The sequence below is a fragment of the Chitinophaga sp. genome (assembly GCF_035538455.1).
In the GTDB taxonomy this organism is placed as follows: Bacteria; Bacteroidota; Bacteroidia; order Chitinophagales; family Chitinophagaceae; genus Chitinophaga.
Map to the genome: position 1 here is coordinate 1 of NZ_DATLKJ010000137.1, position 15,320 is coordinate 15,320.

Consider the following 15,320-nt stretch of genomic DNA (forward strand, 5'->3'; position numbering starts at 1 on the left):
CGCGTACGGCAGTTTTACCGTCTTTATCAGTAACTTCTACCTGACCCTTGCCTTTCACTTTACCTGAACCCATGATCACATCGATCTTGTTCTTCTTCATCAGGAACTGAACGCCACGGCTCATTTTATCCGCAACACCACGGCTGCGTTTGATCACTGCATCAAAATCTACTTTTGCATCTGCGATAGTGATACCGTAGTCTTTTGAGTGCTGCGTATATTCAAATATCTGTGCAGACTTTAACAATGCTTTGGTTGGAATACAGCCCCAGTTTAAACAGATACCACCCAGGCTCTCTCTTTCCACTACTGCGGTTTTAAATCCAAGTTGCGCAGCACGGATAGCAGCTACATAGCCGCCAGGGCCACTACCAATTACGATTACGTCGTATGCCATATTGTTTAGTTTTAATTGAAACTTGCCAAAGGTAGTAAGAAAATGCCAAAAAAAGCCCCCTGCGCGCGCAGAAGGCTCAACTATAATAAGCTTCTTTTATCTCAGATCCACAACCTCCACACCAGGATACTTTTTAGCATCAAATGAGAATGTGGCATCCGCTACATTCGCATTGGGCGTGAAGTTGGTAATCTCATAAGTGTAGTGATTCCCGTTTTTCTCAAATACTTTCATCTTCGCGATGTTCTGGTTCTTCTTGTCAACAGAAACGACCACCTTGAAAATATTCTTGGACTTGTCAGTAGGCGTCAGTTCTATGTTCTGTAATACCTTGCCTTTGTCGTTGCTTTCTCCGTCAAGGCGGTACAGGTAATCTTTATCATAAAAGTTAGTGAAGAGCTTGGCAGGTGTCATCGCACTGCTGCTCTGGTCCACATTATTGATCGTTACTTCATTCACATCTTTTGCATAAGTCCAGGATGTCTTATTGTCGCTGATGATCTCCTGTCCAGGTAAAGTCACCTTGTATTTTGCTCCTTTGAGGTATACAGTTCCTTTCTTGGATTCATTTACACCATTATTGGCGCCTTCCACCTTAAGCACGAAATTCGCCACCACCGATTTTAATGACTTGAATTTATTACTAACACCATCCAGGATAGTTTTCGCTTTTGGATCGCTCGCCCCTTTGGACTGAGCCATACCGCTAAAAACGATCCCGCTCAATAACATTCCCGTTAATACAAATTTCTTCATTGTAGGATTTTTTAGTTTGTGTTGACCTTGGGTGTCAAATGCCATGCCGTTTACACCTGCCGATCTTTTTTCAGGAGTGCAAATTTCGTATATTTTGTTAAAATAAATTTATCTCCGCCAAATATATTACAACAAATCATTAAGTATCTCCTGTAACTCGCTGTCAGTCTTCACCAGCACATCTCTTGCCTTACTTCCCATATTAGGGCCTACTATACCTGCAGCCTCCAGCTGATCCATCAGACGGCCGGCGCGGTTATACCCCAGCTTCATACGACGCTGGAGCAATGAGGTAGAGCCCTGCTGTGTCTGCACAATCACCTGGGCGGCTTCCTCAAACAGAGGATCCCGGTCAGACAGCGTCAGTTCTTTGCCTTCACCGTCTTTATCGTCTACATACTCAGGCAGCAGGAACGCTTCCGGGTACCCTTTCTGGTTCCCGATGAACTCAGCCACATTTTCCACTTCAGGCGTATCCACGAACGCGCACTGTAAACGTACCAGCTCCCCGTTGAACGACACAAGCATGTCGCCCTGTCCGATCAACTGTTCTGCACCACCTATATCGAGGATAGTACGGGAGTCGATCTTGGAAGATACCTTAAAGGCTATACGTGCGGGGAAGTTGGCCTTGATCGTCCCGGTAATGATATTCACAGAAGGACGCTGCGTAGCGATAATCAGGTGAATACCCACGGCACGCGCCAGCTGTGCCAGACGTGCAATCGGCATCTCCACTTCCTTACCTGCAGTCATAATCAGATCCGCAAACTCATCCACCACCAACACAATGAAAGGCAGGTAGCGGTGCCCCTTCTGCGGATTCAACCTGCGCTGCGTGAATTTGGCGTTATACTCACGGATATTGCGTGTACCGGCTTCTTTCAGCAGATCATAACGCAGATCCATTTCAATACATAACGCATTGAGGGTATGTATCACCTTCTTGGTATCCGTAATGATCGCATCGTCCTCACCAGGCAGCTTGGCCAGGAAGTGTTTCTCTATCAGTTTGTACAGCGACAATTCCACCTTCTTCGGATCCACCAGTACAAACTTCAGCTGCGACGGATGTTTCTTATACAGCAGCGATACCAGCAAGGTATTAATACCAACGGATTTACCCTGGCCGGTAGCACCTGCCATCAGGAGATGCGGCATTTTGGCCAGATCCGCAATGAAGTTCTCGTTATCGATCTTTTTACCGATAGCAATCGGCAGGTCCATCGCGCTGGTCTGGAATTTCTCAGATGCCAGCAGGTTTTTCAGCGAAACGATACTCTTTTTCACATTTGGCACCTCAATACCGATAGTACCTTTACCCGGAATAGGCGCAATAATACGGATACCCAGAGCCGATAAACTCAATGCAATATCATCTTCCAGGTTCTTGATACGCGAGATGCGGACACCCGCAGCAGGCACTATTTCATACAGGGTAACTGTAGGACCAACTGTAGCGCTGATCTTTTGTATAGAAATATCGTAGTTCTTGAGTGTGTCGATGATCTGGTTTTTATTTTTCTCCAGCTCGCCGGTATCCTGCACAATTACTTTATCTGCACTGTGACTCTCCAACAGATCAAGACTTGGGAATTTATAGTCGCGCAGATCAAGGGAAGGATCATAGGGATCAACCGGTACTACCGGTCTGGAAGCTGGCATCTCCTCTACTTCTTCGTCTTCATCCTTAAACGTTTCCTTGATCTCAAAGGTCACTTCATCTGCACCCGGTTTCTTCCTGTTGTTGACCAGTGGCGGCGTTTCTTCCGGGATCTCTTCTATGTACAGCAATGGTCCCGGATCTTCGTCGGGAATCTCCTCTTCTTCCGGCTCTGGCTCTGGCTCTGGCTCTGGTTCTCGCACTGTAACAGGAGGAACGTATGCTGCATGCGCTGACGGGATCACAGTTATATCTTCCTTCTCAATGAGCTGCATCGGCATCAGCTCTCCTCCTTCTTCCTCTTCTTCCATATTATGTGGAGGAATTACCATTACACCTCCGTCATCTTTCAAGCCATTCCTGCGATCTGTTTCTTTTGTTTCAGGTACCGGCACCGCTGTAGAAGCAACGCCTGTTGGCGCCGCGGAAGCCACGGGTGCTACAGGTTTCGGCGGCTTTACTTTTTTCTCTGGCCATTTGAAATCGAAATTAAATTTCCAGATCAGCCACGACAATCCCGCTACAATCAACAGCAAAGCCGTACCTGTCTTGCCTACAAAACCGGAAGTCCATTTATCCAAAGCATTGCCCAGTGCGCCCCCCCAGGGGAAGTCCACCCCACCAGCCGCAAATGCCGTAGCCATACTGATAAACACCAGACCAAACAGGATGTATTTTACATTACGCCACACGCGGAACACGCGGCGGCCTACAATAAAGTTGATACCGATAATAAAAAAGAAATAACAAAACAGGAAGGATGCGATACCTACACCGTTGTAAAAGAAGTTGTGTGAAACATAGGCTCCCAGCCTGCCCAGCAGGTTATCCACTTTTACATCGCCGATCAGCAGTTCCTTTGTAGAATACCGGAATACTTTATCCTGGTCATCTTCCCAGGTGAAAAGGTAAGATGTAAAAGCAATAAAACAGTACACAGACAACAGAAAGAAGAATACACCCAAAACTTTATGTGTGCGTTCATCTTTCACCAGCTCTTTGACCTTTACCTCCGGCTCCTTATCTTTCTTCAACACGTCGGGGTTCGGGGCGGAGCTTTTCGTAGGTTTCTTGCTCTCTGGTTTTTCGTTTTTCAGTTTATTTTTGGACATAAGATAATTTCAAAAAAATGCGACTACCGGCCCCAGGGCGGCAACTGAACGATCCAGTGCGCTATAAATTCCGGCACCAGGGGATCAATGGTTTGTTCCAGTTCTCCATATTCAGCGACGGTACACTGTTTACAACGCTGGAACATATGATTCAGCCCATCAAACTTACGGATTGTTGTCAGCATATTTCCATTTTCGCGCAGTGCGCGTTCAATGGCATTCAGGTTGCTGTCCGCATCCACCTGCAGGTCTTTCGACCCGTTAATAGCCATGAATGGGCATTTGATCTGTTTCAGGTATTCCAGCGGTTTGTATAATAATACGGAAGAAGATTCTCTGTTAAAATTCAAATCACTTACAAATTCTGCCTCTGTCACCTGCCTTTTCATTTCGTCAGGAAGATGGTGATAAATCTCTTTGAGTGCTTGCTGGGCCTTTGCCTGGGCGACGGCAATATCCTTGCTGCTTGCAAGCGCATCCCAGTAGGGTTTGAATCGATCCAACTGCAGACGGATCAGGCTGTCGGGCATACCAGCTCTTCTGCTTTCGAGTATCAGTTTCTGATCTACCAGTTCGCGGCCGGTTACACCGGGTCCTGCCATTGAAACTACAAAAGCTACCTGGTTATTGTTTGCCGCCACAATCTGTGCTATCATGGCGCCTTCGCTATGGCCCAGGAGGCCAATACTATGCGGATCAATATCTTTTCTTGTGCTCAGGTAGGTCATGGCAGCGCGTGCGTCGTTGGCAAAGTCGTACAGGTCTGCACCACTGTAGGTTCCTGAGGAAGCGCCAGTGCCACGGTCATCGAAACGTAGTGTGGCGATGCCATTGCGGGCGAAATAATCTGCCAGTACAAGAAAGGTTTTATGCGCTGCCATTTCCTCATTACGATCCTGCGGACCTGAGCCGCTGAGCATAACCACCACTGGATATTTGCCGACGGCTCTGGGCCTGCTGAAAGTTCCCGCCAGTGTAATATTTTCTTTGGTATTCTGGAACTTCACCTCCTCCGTATAATAAGGGAAAGGCGGAGTAGGCTCCTGTGGCCGTTTAAAGAGATCTTCTTTCAGGATCTCTTTCCTGGAAAGATCCAGCGTGTTGCGCTGGCCACTCCAGGTGAATATGCCTTTGAACTGCTGCGCGGTCTGATCCCAGACGCCTGCATAAGCGAAACCAATATCAGCCCTGCGGAGCAACAGCGTATCTTTCCGGTAAACAACATCATCAAAGCGGATAACTTCCTCCGTCTGGTCGGGGCTCGACATGGTACCTGTATAACCCTCCCCTGCCTTCTCCAATTCTATGATCAGGCGCTGTTTCTCTCCATAGTAGGACTTTGATACGCCATACCATTTCCCTGTTACCACGTTGTTATCCTGCGCCCATGCCACTGTGCAGATACACATTCCCACCAACAACATCCAGAAACCTTTATACATATGCAAAGCCGCTTTACGCTTTTAATTTTAAAATTCCTGTGAGCAGACAAATCCAGCCCACAATAAAAAACACACCGCCAATAGGCGTAAGGATACCGATACCTTTCAACCCCACGTTTCCTGTAGCTTTCATCATAGTCAGCAGATAAAGTGATCCGGAGAATAGGAAGACTCCGATGATAAAACACCTGCCTGCCCACATCAGCTGATTGCCGGGCACATAAGCAAAGAGAATGCCGGTTGCCAGTAATGCAAATACATGATAGAACTGGTAAGTAACGCCTGTCTGAAAAGTAGATACGGTTTCCGGGGGAACCAGCTCTTTCAGCTTATGTGCGCCAAACGCGCCCAAAACCACAGCCAGTGCACCCAGGGCCGCTGCCCAAACTAAAAAACTCTTATGCATGGTCAATTTTTTCTGTAAAGGTATCCAATGAAATATTATCAGAAGAAATAATAACCCTGGATTGTTCATAAAAAGGTCTGCGCTCCGCCAGCTTCTTTTCCACGAAATCATACAGGTCTTCATCTTCCAGATCCTGTATCAGCGGGCGCTTATATTTCTTACGTTTCAGGCGGTCTACCATCGCTTCCAGCGGTGGATTGATCCACACAGTTGTGCCGTGGTCATTCATGAAATCCATGTTGTCCTGGAAGCAGGGCGTTCCACCACCGCAGGAGATCAGGAATCTGCCCTGCCGTGATAACTCGCGGAGCAACATACTTTCCTTTTCCCGGAAATAATCTTCTCCCTTCGTAGCAAAAATATCACTGATAGCCATCTCCTCTTCTGCTACAATCACATCATCCAGATCATAATAGGGCGCCTGCCAGTGATCGGCCAGTTGCTTTCCCCAATAGGATTTTCCGGCTCCCATGAAGCCGATCAGATATATCTTCATATAAAAAATAACGCAACGGTTAGTACTAAGTCCATTCCTCACAGTGGATGCGTCCATGCCAGGCACAGACCGTTATCCATTATATACTGCAAATATAAACGGGTATTTGAATCCTGCTTCACAAAATCAGCGTTAATAAAGCCTGCCTGCTGGTATAGGAACGGATGCAACTTCAGATTCTCCCTGAAATCAACGCCGCCCAGTCCATACCACTTGAACATGGCTTCTTTGGCGCTCCAGCAAATGGTTTTATGCTTCAGCTCATGAACCGGGTCAATAAATGCCTGCTCTTCAGGCGACAAAAATTTATGCGATACCTTCTCTATCTTCTCTTTCACTTCTTCAATATCTATCCCTACCGCAGACCTCGTACTCACGATAGCCGCCACATAGTCGCCACAATGGGAGATGGAAAAGTGATAGCTGCCGCACATCAGTACCGGCTTGCGCGAATCAGTGACCATTATCTCATGAACAGGAAATTCCGGGAAAAGGGTTATCAACATGTACCGTCCGGCCAGATGCTGCAGTTTTTTGTGCGGATGATGAATATCCCGGCTGATGTTTACGCGCTCACGGAAAAAATCTTCTGTTTCTTCAATTTTCCAAACTCCCAGCCTCGTCTCCGGATCAATTTGTATGGTACGTATTAATGGCATATCTTGCCAAATTAAAGCAAAAAAGGAGAAAAAAAGCTTTTGTCCATGTGCTTTTAGCATTTTAACTAATTGCTAACGGCGGAAATACTGATGCTTTATAAAGATATTATCCCGCTAAAACTAAACTACTGATAATGATTCTGTCTGACAAACGGATACTGGAGGAAATTGAGAAGGGCACCATCGTGATTGCTCCATATGACAGGAAGTACCTGGGGACGAACTCCTATGATGTGCACCTGGGTAAATACCTCGCAACCTACAAAGACCGGGTGCTGGATGCACGCAAACACAATGAGATCGAGCATTTTGAAATCCCTGGGGAAGGCTATGTGCTGCAGCCAGGCACGCTCTATCTCGGCGTTACCGAAGAATATACTGAAACGCATGCGCACGTACCTTTTCTGGAAGGTAAATCCAGCACAGGCCGACTGGGCATCGACATACACGCTACCGCCGGTAAGGGCGACGTGGGCTTCTGCAATACCTGGACGCTCGAAATCTCCTGCGCCCAACCAGTACGCATATACGCCGGCATGCCTATCGGGCAGCTAATCTATTTTGTGGTAGAAGGTTCTATCGAGACCCTGTACAACAAGAAAGGCAATGCCAAATACAATGGCCGCACCATCAGGCCGGTAGAAAGTATGATGTGGAAAAACGAATTCTAAATATTTAGGGATTTTAGAATGTACGAATTTATGAATGCCGTGGAGATTGTGTTCTATAAATCTAAAATAAAAGATAATCTCCACGGCATTCATAAATTCCAAAATACCTAAATAGCTAAATACCTAAATACTCCACTTCATGGGCCTCGGTTATTACCGGCACCTCCAGCTTACTGATCAGACGTTCCATCACCACCGCAGGTACCACTTCCTCCCGTTGCCTGTTCTGCTGCAATAGCTTCGCTACCGGCGCTTCCACATACACGATCTTTATCCATGCACCATATTCCAGGAACAGGCTGATTACCTGCTCCCTCATCTGCTTCGTAATATTGGTGGCATTCCATACAAATGATTGTTGTACACGCAGAAAACTTCTCGCGCGTTCCTTCGCAATCTGTATCACTGTGCCATTACCACTTTTATCGGTAGGATCTATCTTCATCTCCTTGCGGATATTGTCCAGTGAAACGACCGGGAGGCCTGCACAATGCTTCCTGGTATAAGTATCCTTTCCCGCGCCTGGCAGGCCGCTCATCAGCACCACTTCCATCGCCGGCATGTCATGCGGCACATAGAAGGGTGAACGGTCCGCCTGCTGCAGATAATACATACGGGCGTGCGGGTTGGCGAAGTCATAAGGCCTGCCCCAGCAGTTGTGTTCATGGCATAGTTGCTCAAAGCAATCAATGCGGTACAACAAATCCTCCTGATCCTGGCAGATGCGCCCCAATGCATCGGCACGGGCCAGTAGCGCCAGCAGGCGCGTATCCGTTTCCAGGCTTGCCACAATCAGTGAACGCAATGTATCCTCCTTTTCGAAGATCCAGAGCGGCAGACCATGGTAACGCACCAGCTTTGTAATATGTTCACGTACAACAAATGGCGCCGGGATGTCGCGATATAATATCTGCCTTGCTTTCATCTCTCCTTTCCGGGCATGGCCAGCCGAAGTGATACTTCCATCGGGCGCAATGATAGTAGTGCTGGATTTTTCCACATCATGCAATAGCGCAGCCACCCAGAGCATTTGTTGGTCTGCAGCAGTAAGCATGCTAAAAGCAGGCAGCTGTTCCAGCTGTTGCAACACCATCTGCGTATGTACGGCCACGTTACCTTCGGCGTGATGGCGTGGGTCCTGGGGCACGTCTTTCATCATGCGTACCCAGTCAAAATTATCTTCAAGATAAGTCCAGTCTTTTTTATAAATCGTTTCCATCTTAAACGAGGTTTAAGCTGTTAGCGACTAGTTGTTAATAGCTAACAGCTGATTCCTAATAGCAGATCAACTTCGCCTTTCTCCAGTGGCGTGTCCAGTGCTGATCTGTTTTCACATGTCCTTTACGGACATACTTGAACAGGTTGCGGGAGAAGTCGTCTATGTGATATGAAGCAGCATTACGCGATACGATGCCTTCCATCACGGTTGGCTCACCAGTATGCACATCATGCGGATCAAAGGCGCCGCGCTGCGATACCAGTTCCAGTATCTCCTGCTCAAACTGCCCGCGTGCGGGCGGCGCCGTTACACGCTTTACTTCTGGCACCACCGGCAGATCCAGCAGCTTCGCGTAGAAGTGCGTTTCTTCCCAGCTCAGCCAGCGGTCATGCTCGCGGATACCGAACACATAAAAATGATGATCCAGCTTTTTATATTCAATAGAATGTACTGCATACAGGTTCTCCAGGAATATTTCCAGGTCGCCCAGGTCATTCCTGATACTTTGCCAGTAGCGGCGTATGCTTTCTGTCCACGCAGAGGTGGTGGGCGCTGCATGTGAGCGCGCAAACACACCGTAGCGTGACAGACAGTTATTCTCACCGTCCAGCTTCTCCGTGTGTATCAGCAATGGAATACGGGCGATATGCTCCCAGTAGTCGTGCTGTATACGGTCGTCGCTGGTAGTTCCAGGCGAAAACGGATAATGATAAGTACGGCCATATTTTCTTGAAATTGCCATGTCAGCAGGGGTTGGTTAAAACAATAAAATCACAGACCTGTTCCGGAACGGAACGGTAAAAGAAGTATTTAATATGCCTGTGACATTACATGGCGCAAGGTTTTGCAGATTTTTAAACTGAATCGCGAAGATAGTACTATTTATTTATTTGGCGATTTGGTATTTGTTTATGTTGAACGGAAAGGATTAATTCGCCGGAAATATTATTTTTAGCTGATGATCTTCTTTTCTGATAATTTCATTGACAGATCAGGCTTTTGAAATCAACAACAATTCTATTGTAATGAGAAAACTAATTTTATGCGCTACTGTTGCTGCGATAGCAGCGTCCTGTAATAACGGCAACAGCAGCGGCGGCAGTAATGCCACTGACAGCACGCTGAATAATGCTTTCAGCGCCTATGAGCAACGTTTTATTGAAACGTTGTGGAAAGAGAACCCGGAATGGGCAACCAACGTGGGCTATCACAAATACGACTCCGTGCTTACTGTTCCTGATAATGCCACTGCACAGCAAAGACTTGCCTCTGCCAAACAGCAATTGGACTCGCTCCATGCATTTGATATGAACAAGTTGAGCGATGCCAACAGGATAGATTTCCAGCTGATGGAAAATTACCTGAAATCTGTAGTATGGAATATCAATGACCTGAAAGCCAATCAGTGGGATCCATCTTCCTACAATGTCAGCAATACCTTTGCCTTCATGCTGAATGAAAATTACGCTCCGCTTGAAACAAGACTACGTAATTTCCACACCAGGCTGAAAAATGTTCCCGCCTATTATGCTGCTGCCAAAGCCCAGGTAAAGGATCCCGTTCCTGAGCTGACACAACTGGGCATTGACCAGAATAATGGTGGTCTGTCTGTCTTTGAAAAAGATTATGCAGACTCATTAAAGAAAACCAGCATTCCTGCGGAGGAACAGAAAGCAATGATCGCCACTGCACAGGAAGCTGCCAAAGCCATCAAAGACTATGCTGCCTGGCTGAAGGCCTTGAAACCCGCCAATCCGCGTAGTTTCCGCCTGGGCAAAGAGTTGTATGATCAGAAATTTAATTTCGATATACAATCGTCTTTATCAGCAGAGCAGATTTATGATGCTGCCAAAGCGCGCAAAACATTCATCCACAGCGAGATGACAAAGATCAGCCGCCAGCTGTGGCCTAAATATTTTGGTAATACGCCCGCTCCTTCCGATTCACTGGAACTGGTTGGCCGGATGATTGATACCTTGTCAATAAATCATGCGAAGCCTGAAGAGTTCCAGTCTGCCATTGAGAAGCAGCTGCCTGCGCTGATCAGTTTCATCAAAGAAAAAGACCTTCTGTATATTGATCCGTCTAAGCCGTTGGTGGTGCGTAAGGAACCTGCCTACATGGCCGGCGTTGCCGGTGCCTCCATCAGTGCGCCTGGTCCTTACGATAAAGGCGGCAATACCTACTATAACGTAGGCGGCCTGGAAGGCTGGCCCAAAGAAAAAGCAGAAAGCTACCTGCGTGAATACAACCATTACATCCTGCAGATCCTCGATATCCACGAAGCAATTCCCGGCCACTATACACAACTGGTATATTCCAACCAGTCGCCCAGCCTGATTAAATCATTGATGGGCAACGGCGCCATGATAGAAGGATGGGCTGTATATACCGAGCAAATGATGCTGGAAAACGGTTATGGTAACAATGAACCTGAAATGTGGTTGATGTGGTATAAATGGAACCTCCGCGCAGTGTGCAATACCATATTGGATTACAGCGTACATGTGAAGAATATGAGCCGTGAAGATGCCTTGCGCCTGCTTACCAAAGAAGCATTCCAGCAACAGGCAGAAGCAGAAGGGAAATGGAGACGTGTAAGCGTAACCAGCGTACAGCTGGCAAGCTACTTCACAGGTTACAAAGAGATCATCGATCTGCGTGAAGCTTATAAAACTAAGATGGGTAAGGATTACAAGCTGAAGACTTTCAATGAGAAATTCCTCAGTTATGGCAGTGCGCCGGTGAAGTATATCCGTGAGCTGATGCTGAAATAAAGGTATTTGTTTATGTAGTTATTTTTTTATGTAGATATTTAAGTACCGGAAAAGATATCCTCCAGTACTTAAATATCTACATAAAAAATAATTACATAACAACATCCATCTGATACCTGGGATGTACATTCACGGCCAGTTTGGTGGCAGTAGAATGACCATTTACATCCAGCAGTAATGCACCAGTTTTATCCCAGAAGCCCTGCACATCTGTTCTGAAGATGACATTACCTTCAGAGAAGAATATAGCATCCAGTTCCAGTGCTATTTCCATGATGACAGCACGGAAATCCCCATTGAAGCCGGGGTTCGCCAGAAATGCCACTTCTGTATTGATGGTTGTAATTTTTTCGAGAAGACGCCCTTTCAATTTTTCATTTTCAGCAGGCAGCTGCTGCACATAAGCATACATGTTGTGCAGATTAGTCACTACCGGATCATCACTTTGCTCTTCCAGTGCAGTACCAGGTACCTCCCTTTGGCGGAAGGTGATGGTCATGCTGTTACCTCTTCTTAAAAACCTTTTACCGGAAACTGTAGTAACACTTTCCCAGTTATTGTCCTGTCCTTTTACAGTGATAGCCGATTCGTCAAAGTGGGCGCGTATGCATGCCAGCACTTTTTTCATGTCTATATCATGCGTATAGAGCGTACAATTTTCCATGCTGCTTTTTTCGAGGCGCCAAAGGTAGCCCAAAGCTGTAAAAAATTGATTTGGAAGATTGCTTTTTTCACCTGTCGGCTACTTGTTATGATTCCTGTTCTGCAGCAAACGCAGTACCTTGTTGAGTTTCACAGGATCGTTAATATATGGTGAAAGATCAAACAACTCCACTTTCCTGAAAGCCACCGGATGACTTTCACTCTGCAACGAGATAGACCCTTCAGATAATAGCTTGCCATCCTGCTTTACAGCCGGATCGGCGTGTGATACACTGCCGCCTCCTATCTGTGGCTTTTCGTATACCAGTACCGTATCTGTGCCTACAATATGTTTGATCACTGAATCGCGGAGTACCAGGGCTTCTGCATGTACCCACTGATCTCCGTGATAGGTTTTGGAAGTAGACCCGATACAATGATCCGTGATCAGTTTTCCGTGCATAACTACGTTGGTACCCGGTGTACATAAATTAGCGGTAGTGCGCACATCTTTACCGTTGCCACCCAGCAACTGTTCTTCCAGTGAGATCGGGAAATCCTGGTCTTTAGTCATGGTGGCAGCGGTCTGGCCGTGAAGCATTACACCGCTATTGCGAAATGCCCATCCGGGGCCGCCTTTCACTTGTTCGCCGGTAAAGCGGTATTCTACTACCAGCAGGTAGGCGGAGAAGTTTTTCTTATAGAAGATATGTCCGAACTGTTCGTTGAACTTATCGTAACGATCATAGTTTACTGTGAGCAATCCTTTTTCCACCCGAAAGGTGTTCCCGAAATTATCATTCAGATCATGGCTGGTAATTTTAATATCCCAATCTTTGAGATCCTTACCATTAAATAGTTTCAGCCATTTAGCAGGCGTTACTTCCTTTTGGGCCATGCATTGGATGCCTGCCAGTAACAATAACGTGGTCATTACTTTTTTCATATGTTCTTATTGTTTGATGAGTAAGATAGGTGATAAGGAAGATAAATACAAGCAGGATAGCAATACTGCCGCAGTGGTGCAAAATAGTGTGTAATAAAATACGCACCGTACCGCTCCCGCCACATCTACATACTTTTCTTTCATAATATTTATAATACTACGAGGTAGCAATTTACCTTATCTGAAAGAAAGTTGCAGGGTTTTCGCTGTTATTCCCCAAACTGTATATTATATATGAACACCTTAGTAAACCAATCCAACGAACTGGAACAACCTAAAGCGGGCCCTTTATACGATAGCTCCAATATTATCAATGTAACACCTGAAGGCAGGATTATTTCCATATTTACCGGTTCCTGGCTTATTGGCAGTGCCATTAGCGAGGTCGATAAGAAACCTGTGTACAGTCTTCTCAAATTACTCAGTGCGGGTTACCTGCTCTATCGCGGTATTTCCGGTAATTGCCTGATCAATGGACTTACCGGCAAGCGTAAACCAGACAGGCATACCACAGCAGTGAATATCCGGACGTCAATGCTAATTGATAACCCGAAGGAAGAAGTCTTCTACTTCTGGCGTCAGCTGGGCAATTTATCGGTATTTATGAAACATTTGCAGTCAGTGGAAGAAATTGATCCAATGCACTCTCATTGGGTGGCGAAGGGACCTGGCGGTATTGGTACACTGGAATGGGACGCAGAGATAGTGAAGGAAATTCCCGGAGATTTCATCGGATGGCGCTCTCTGCCAGGCTCATCGATTGCCACGGCAGGTAGGGTTACTTTCAGGGAAACACTCAATGGCAGTACTGAGGTAGATGTAATGATTACCTATCGCCCGCCGGCAGGCTATGTAGGCACCGGTCTTGCCTGGCTACTCAATCCTGCGTTTGAAAACATGGTGATCCGTGACATTAAACGTTTTAAAATGTATATGGAAACAGGTGAGATCGTTAAATAAGAAGTATCAACAGATAATAAAACAGCCCCGCCAGAAGCGGGGCTGATCATTATTGAAACTAAGACAAAGCTTCCTTCTTAAAGCGATTATAAGTATGCTGGCTTTTATCGATCAGTTTCAGTACGCGCTCGCGTACATCATCCTGTAAACCCTCTATTTCATTTTCGAATACTTTCTTGAGATCAGACAGGTCTTCGGTTCCCCGGCCAACAAGCCCATTGAATTTAGTCTTCCATCCGTCTGTTGTATGACGGATTTTTTTACGGGTTTCATCTCCACTATCCGGGGCTGTTAATAATCCGATCACAAGACCAGTAGTTAATCCGGCTATTGCACCCGCTAAAAATTTTGATGTAGACATAATGAGAGAGTTTTATGGTTTAACAAATGTGCTGCGTGCATAGTTTATTCAGCGCAGTGATGATGAAAAATTTTCAAATATCAGGCCAGAAGAACCATAGCAAATGTTAAGAAATGGTGATTGAGATTGGGAAGAGGTAAGCCCTTTACGGTGGTATTTTGCTGCCTTACAGCCATGATGGGTATTGCAATACCGGGAGTATACGTGGACTTGATACGGAGTAAACCTGGGGTAAACGTGGACTTGATACGAGTATGCCCTGCGAATGTGTGATTGCAATAAGGTATACAAGGGAACGCCTTGAAGAAGTAACTAAAACAGCAAGTGGAGTATGGGCTGAAAAAACTACCGGAACAATACCAGGATTGACATTGTTCCGGCAGGTGGATAAGACAAGCGTGTTAGATGATGGAATTCATAAAGTCAAACGGAGCAGTAAAATAGTTAAGTTATTGTATTTTTCAAAACTTTTTGAAAGAGATGAAAAAATAAATTTTTTTAAAAAGATCTGAAACAGGCACTTCCCAATCATAAACCGTGCTTCAGACACAAAAAAAGAAGGTTCGCATAACGATTATACGAACCTTCCTATAACTAAAGGCTAAACGCTGACTATATAACGCTATTCCCCGAGTAATTCGTTTATAAGGCGATTATATTCCATCTTGAACTCTTCGTAATGCTCTCCTGTACCGGGACCGGAGAAGCCGGTGTGTACTTCTTTCACATTTCCTTTCTTATCAATAAAGATAGTGGTGGGAAATCCTTTGATACCAGTAAGCTCAGGCAGTGTTTTTTCTCCTTTCTGCGGAT

Annotated in this window: 15 protein-coding genes and 1 pseudogene; 3 read left to right on the forward strand and 13 right to left on the reverse strand. The window is 46.0% G+C overall.

Annotation, left to right across the window (positions count from 1 at the left end):
- From VM802_RS16470 to VM802_RS16500, 7 genes are all read right to left on the reverse strand, one after another.
- Window positions 1-397: FAD-dependent oxidoreductase (locus tag VM802_RS16470; RefSeq protein ID WP_325532423.1), on the reverse strand; the 397-nt coding region annotated here is incomplete at its 3' end.
- Window positions 398-493: 96 nt separating this feature from the next.
- The gene (gene lolA1 / locus VM802_RS16475; protein ID WP_325532425.1) at window positions 494-1,153 is read right to left on the reverse strand and encodes an outer membrane lipoprotein periplasmic chaperone LolA1; all 660 of its coding nucleotides are present in this window, start codon (window positions 1,151-1,153) and stop codon (window positions 494-496) included.
- Between the two features lie 126 nt (window positions 1,154-1,279).
- On the reverse strand, window positions 1,280-3,928 hold the full coding sequence (locus VM802_RS16480; protein WP_325532427.1) for an FtsK/SpoIIIE family DNA translocase: 2,649 nt from the start codon (window positions 3,926-3,928) through the stop codon (window positions 1,280-1,282).
- A 23-nt stretch (window positions 3,929-3,951) separates the two neighbouring features.
- Complete coding sequence (locus VM802_RS16485) at window positions 3,952-5,370, reverse strand: alpha/beta hydrolase (RefSeq protein WP_325532429.1); 1,419 nt, start codon at window positions 5,368-5,370, stop codon at window positions 3,952-3,954.
- A gap of 13 nt (window positions 5,371-5,383) precedes the next feature.
- Entirely contained in the window at window positions 5,384-5,776 is a 393-nt protein-coding gene (locus VM802_RS16490; protein WP_325532430.1) for a DUF423 domain-containing protein, read from the reverse strand.
- Entirely contained in the window at window positions 5,769-6,272 is a 504-nt protein-coding gene (locus VM802_RS16495; protein WP_325532432.1) for a shikimate kinase, read from the reverse strand. The genes VM802_RS16490 and VM802_RS16495 overlap by 8 nt, the downstream gene beginning before the upstream one ends.
- Before the next feature lie 38 nt (window positions 6,273-6,310).
- Window positions 6,311-6,931, reverse strand: coding sequence for a 4'-phosphopantetheinyl transferase family protein (locus VM802_RS16500; RefSeq protein WP_325532434.1), 621 nt, complete (start codon window positions 6,929-6,931; stop codon window positions 6,311-6,313).
- Between the two features lie 134 nt (window positions 6,932-7,065).
- Between VM802_RS16500 and dcd the strand changes: the two genes are divergently transcribed.
- Window positions 7,066-7,602 (forward strand): dCTP deaminase, encoded by a 537-nt coding sequence (gene dcd / locus VM802_RS16505; protein ID WP_325532436.1) that lies wholly within the window; start codon window positions 7,066-7,068, stop codon window positions 7,600-7,602.
- A 115-nt stretch (window positions 7,603-7,717) separates the two neighbouring features.
- Here dcd and VM802_RS16510 read toward each other — a convergent pair whose 3' ends face one another.
- Both VM802_RS16510 and VM802_RS16515 read right to left on the reverse strand, forming a co-directional pair.
- Window positions 7,718-8,821 carry an AAA family ATPase gene (locus VM802_RS16510; RefSeq protein WP_325532438.1) on the reverse strand — a complete coding sequence of 368 codons (1,104 nt, stop codon included), beginning with the start codon at window positions 8,819-8,821 and terminating at the stop codon, window positions 7,718-7,720.
- Between the two features lie 55 nt (window positions 8,822-8,876).
- On the reverse strand, window positions 8,877-9,563 hold the full coding sequence (locus VM802_RS16515) for an RNA ligase family protein (RefSeq protein WP_325532440.1): 687 nt from the start codon (window positions 9,561-9,563) through the stop codon (window positions 8,877-8,879).
- 283 nt (window positions 9,564-9,846) lie between these two features.
- On the opposite strand from VM802_RS16515, the gene VM802_RS16520 reads away from it, so the two are divergent.
- The gene (locus VM802_RS16520) at window positions 9,847-11,598 is read left to right on the forward strand and encodes a DUF885 domain-containing protein (RefSeq protein ID WP_325532442.1); all 1,752 of its coding nucleotides are present in this window, start codon (window positions 9,847-9,849) and stop codon (window positions 11,596-11,598) included.
- 91 nt (window positions 11,599-11,689) lie between these two features.
- Here the strand turns inward: VM802_RS16520 and VM802_RS16525 are convergent, their stop codons facing one another.
- Window positions 11,690-12,262, reverse strand: coding sequence for a hypothetical protein (locus VM802_RS16525; protein ID WP_325532444.1), 573 nt, complete (start codon window positions 12,260-12,262; stop codon window positions 11,690-11,692).
- A 78-nt stretch (window positions 12,263-12,340) separates the two neighbouring features.
- Complete coding sequence (locus tag VM802_RS16530; RefSeq protein ID WP_325532446.1) at window positions 12,341-13,186, reverse strand: 3-keto-disaccharide hydrolase; 846 nt, start codon at window positions 13,184-13,186, stop codon at window positions 12,341-12,343.
- A 234-nt stretch (window positions 13,187-13,420) separates the two neighbouring features.
- On the opposite strand from VM802_RS16530, the gene VM802_RS16535 reads away from it, so the two are divergent.
- The gene (locus VM802_RS16535; RefSeq protein ID WP_325532448.1) at window positions 13,421-14,146 is read left to right on the forward strand and encodes an SRPBCC family protein; all 726 of its coding nucleotides are present in this window, start codon (window positions 13,421-13,423) and stop codon (window positions 14,144-14,146) included.
- Between the two features lie 58 nt (window positions 14,147-14,204).
- Here VM802_RS16535 and VM802_RS16540 read toward each other — a convergent pair whose 3' ends face one another.
- Together VM802_RS16540 and VM802_RS16545 are read right to left on the reverse strand one after the other, a co-directional pair.
- Window positions 14,205-14,507 carry a YtxH domain-containing protein gene (locus VM802_RS16540; protein ID WP_325532450.1) on the reverse strand — a complete coding sequence of 101 codons (303 nt, stop codon included), beginning with the start codon at window positions 14,505-14,507 and terminating at the stop codon, window positions 14,205-14,207.
- Window positions 14,508-15,129: 622 nt separating this feature from the next.
- A pseudogene (locus VM802_RS16545) lies at window positions 15,130-15,320 on the reverse strand (TlpA family protein disulfide reductase); the annotation flags it as partial.

What these genes read in the sequence shown, in the direction of transcription:
- VM802_RS16520 (WP_325532442.1), top strand. Translation starts at nt 9,847, where the DNA reads ATGAGAAAACTAATTTTATGCGCTACTGTTGCTGCGATAGCAGCGTCC.
- VM802_RS16515 (WP_325532440.1), bottom strand. Translation starts at nt 9,563, where the DNA reads ATGGCAATTTCAAGAAAATATGGCCGTACTTATCATTATCCGTTTTCG.
- VM802_RS16490 (WP_325532430.1), bottom strand. Translation starts at nt 5,776, where the DNA reads ATGCATAAGAGTTTTTTAGTTTGGGCAGCGGCCCTGGGTGCACTGGCT.
- VM802_RS16530 (WP_325532446.1), bottom strand. Translation starts at nt 13,186, where the DNA reads ATGAAAAAAGTAATGACCACGTTATTGTTACTGGCAGGCATCCAATGC.
- VM802_RS16495 (WP_325532432.1), bottom strand. Translation starts at nt 6,272, where the DNA reads ATGAAGATATATCTGATCGGCTTCATGGGAGCCGGAAAATCCTATTGG.
- lolA1 (WP_325532425.1), bottom strand. Translation starts at nt 1,153, where the DNA reads ATGAAGAAATTTGTATTAACGGGAATGTTATTGAGCGGGATCGTTTTT.
- VM802_RS16510 (WP_325532438.1), bottom strand. Translation starts at nt 8,821, where the DNA reads ATGGAAACGATTTATAAAAAAGACTGGACTTATCTTGAAGATAATTTT.
- VM802_RS16540 (WP_325532450.1), bottom strand. Translation starts at nt 14,507, where the DNA reads ATGTCTACATCAAAATTTTTAGCGGGTGCAATAGCCGGATTAACTACT.
- VM802_RS16485 (WP_325532429.1), bottom strand. Translation starts at nt 5,370, where the DNA reads ATGTATAAAGGTTTCTGGATGTTGTTGGTGGGAATGTGTATCTGCACA.
- dcd (WP_325532436.1), top strand. Translation starts at nt 7,066, where the DNA reads ATGATTCTGTCTGACAAACGGATACTGGAGGAAATTGAGAAGGGCACC.
- VM802_RS16480 (WP_325532427.1), bottom strand. Translation starts at nt 3,928, where the DNA reads ATGTCCAAAAATAAACTGAAAAACGAAAAACCAGAGAGCAAGAAACCT.
- VM802_RS16525 (WP_325532444.1), bottom strand. Translation starts at nt 12,262, where the DNA reads ATGGAAAATTGTACGCTCTATACGCATGATATAGACATGAAAAAAGTG.
- VM802_RS16500 (WP_325532434.1), bottom strand. Translation starts at nt 6,931, where the DNA reads ATGCCATTAATACGTACCATACAAATTGATCCGGAGACGAGGCTGGGA.
- VM802_RS16535 (WP_325532448.1), top strand. Translation starts at nt 13,421, where the DNA reads ATGAACACCTTAGTAAACCAATCCAACGAACTGGAACAACCTAAAGCG.